This is a genomic window from Variovorax sp. P4_D9 (genome assembly GCF_056401695.1).
In genome coordinates this window covers 1-1,198 of sequence record NZ_JBFUIU010001498.1, presented here as the reverse complement: position 1 = coordinate 1,198, position 1,198 = coordinate 1, and the positions used below count along the sequence as shown (strand labels likewise).

At 68.7% G+C, this 1,198-nt stretch carries 2 protein-coding genes; both read right to left on the bottom strand.

The features are described 5' to 3' along the window. Positions 1 to 216, bottom strand: a 216-nt coding sequence (locus tag AC1DY5_RS56340) for a helix-turn-helix domain-containing protein (protein ID WP_478122824.1), incomplete at its 3' end; no start/stop codon positions are given. A 128-nt stretch (positions 217 to 344) separates the two neighbouring features. Then, a partial coding sequence (locus AC1DY5_RS56335; RefSeq protein WP_478122823.1) for a ZIP family metal transporter occupies positions 345 to 1,198 on the bottom strand: 854 nt, incomplete at its 5' end.

Genomic DNA, 1,198 nt, shown 5'->3' with positions numbered 1-1,198 from the left:
CGACGTCTCTGGCGCGTTGCGCCAGGCCGTGAGCCAAGCGCACATGCTCGCGTAGCCTGCGTACTTCTCGCCGCGCTCGCGACGAGCCTGCTGCTCAGCCAGCGCCCGGTTCCTGAGCCAACGCATCATGCCCACGTAGCGCCGCAGCTGCGCCGCCTGCGCAGGTCGCGGGCGAAGCTGGAAGCGGTAGGCTCGGAGGGACGAATCGACGGACATCTACGAACAGTATCGGCAAGCACCAGCGCGACGCGCAAGGTCGCGAGGAAAAAAACCTGCTTTCCTTCCCCGCCCTGAAGGACGGGGCTTGACGCAAATTCTGGTCAGAAAGCGCGGCGGGTGTCCATTCAGTGCGTGTGGCCCGCGGCCTCGTGGGCAGAGTCGTGGTCGGCGTGGTCGTGATCGGGATGGGCCAGCCGGCTGACCAGCGTGACCAGCAAGATGCCGGCCACCAGCCAGACGATCTGCAGCACGGCCTGGCGTGCCGGCAGCCGCTTCTGCAGTTGCGGGATCAGGTCGGCCAGCGCGACGTATACGAAGCTGCTGCCCGCCAGCACGAGGAAATACGGCAGCCAGCCGTGCAGCTGGTCGACCAGCCACCAGCCGGCCAGGCCGCCGAGGGCGGTCATGGTGCCGGCCAGCGACACCTTGACCAGTGCCGCGCGCTGGTTGGATGAACTCTGCCGCAGCACCACCAGGTCGCCGATGTGGTGCGGCACCTCGTGCGCCAGCACCGCGATCGCGGCCACCATCCCCAGGCGCAGGTCGGCCACGAAGGCCGAGGCGATCAGGATGCCGTCGCCGAAGCAGTGCACGCTGTCGCCGGTCAGCACCGCCCAGCCGCCCCCGCCTCGCGGGGCATGGGCGTGGCCGTGCGAATGATCGTGCGCGTGGTCATGGTCGTGGCCGTCGCCTTCGTCATGCCCGTGGTGATGCTCATGCCCGTGATGCCACAACTCCGCCTTGTCGAGCAGGAAGAAGAAGACCAGCCCGAACAGCAGCACGCCGAACAGCACGCCCGGTTCGATCCGGCTCTCGAAGGCCTCGGGCAGCAGGTGCATGAAGGCGGTCGCCAGCAGGGCGCCGGCAGCTAGGCTTAGCAGATGCTGCGGATTGACGCCGCCGGCGCCGCTGCGCACGCCCACGCGTAGCAGCAGTGCGGCGATCCAGACACTCCCGATGCCGGCGACCAGGGTCGCGG